The sequence below is a fragment of the Enterobacter cloacae complex sp. S1 genome (genome assembly GCF_014930525.1).
Taxonomy (GTDB): Bacteria; Pseudomonadota; Gammaproteobacteria; order Enterobacterales; family Enterobacteriaceae; genus Enterobacter; species Enterobacter hormaechei_C.
The window spans coordinates 1-1,067 of sequence record NZ_JADBRE010000050.1 but is presented as its reverse complement, the minus strand read 5'-3'; the positions used below and the strand labels follow the sequence as shown (position 1 = coordinate 1,067).

The following is a 1,067-nucleotide window of genomic DNA, read 5'->3' as shown; positions in this document are numbered from 1 at the left end:
CCCGATAGGGCTGGCGGGGGGGATAAACCTTTACCAGTATGCGCCGAATGCGCTGGGTTGGGTGGATCCGTGGGGGTTGGCATTAAAGGGAGTCGACTTTACAGGAAGCCCAGATCTTTTCCCAATCAATGGAACAAAACAGAATATTGTATCTGTTACAATGCAAGGAACTCGAGATAGAGATTTCACCGAGGCTTTCAAGGCAGCCGGTATTTCTAAAAGCGATGCAACTGGATATACATGGCATCATGTCGATGATTTTGACCCAGCCACAGGAAGGACAACAATGCAATTAGTAAAAACTTCTGCGCATGAAGCTACTTTCCCACATAAAGGCTCAGTCTCACAATTCGAGAAATATTTTGGTGTAAAATATGGTTCCCAAGAAGCCATTGCTGTTTCTCATTCTAAAGGCTGGTTGAAGGGGCGTGTCCCGAAAAAATTGCGTGCAAACTGTCATCAGTGAGGTATAACCTATGAACCATTTCAGTAACTGTGAAAAAAAGATTGGACGTGCAGATATTACTAAAACGGAAGAGAAATTATCTATTACTCTTCCGGATGATTTCGTTTCACATTATCTGCAATTTAATGGTGGCACTCCTGAGAAAAGTTGGTGGGACGGTGATGAAGATTTTGAGCCAGTAGAGGTGGCAGGGTTTAAACCGTTTGTTTATAATAGTCAGACAAATAATGACCCTAGATCTTTAATCGACGGTTGTTATATCAGCATGTTGGATAGGGAAGTGATTCCTAAAAACCTGCTTCCTTTCGCAAATGATTGGGGAGGGAATTTCTTCTGTCTAGATTTAGACAATTACTCAATAGTATATTTTGCTACAGATTCTTTTGATGAGGATTTGACTATGCAAGAGAATCACATAAAACTTCAAAGATATCTGACAAATTCATTTGCCAATTTTGTTAATGGATTAGTAGCAGAAGAAGATCTTTCTTAAAGAATATTTAAAAATTTAATCGATTTATTTACTTCGATTGCTGTTGTTTTGATATTCATATTTTTAATAAGGCTCTGTGACACAAATCATAGGGTTTTATTATAAAAC

The 1,067-nt window shown here is 38.7% G+C and carries 2 protein-coding genes; both read left to right on the top strand.

The window, feature by feature from the left end; all coding sequences use genetic code 11:
• The coding region (locus IM290_RS21115; protein ID WP_193354496.1) for an HNH endonuclease at nucleotides 1–466 on the top strand (466 nt) is incomplete at its 5' end.
• Between the two features lie 10 nt (nucleotides 467–476).
• Nucleotides 477–959, top strand: a complete 483-nt coding sequence (locus IM290_RS21110) for an SMI1/KNR4 family protein (RefSeq protein WP_017384273.1) — start codon at nucleotides 477–479, stop codon at nucleotides 957–959.
• Nucleotides 960–1,067 lie beyond the last annotated feature (108 nt).

Excerpts from the sequence above, each read along its gene's own strand:
- IM290_RS21110 (WP_017384273.1), top strand. The coding sequence starts at position 477 with ATGAACCATTTCAGTAACTGTGAAAAAAAGATTGGACGTGCAGATATT.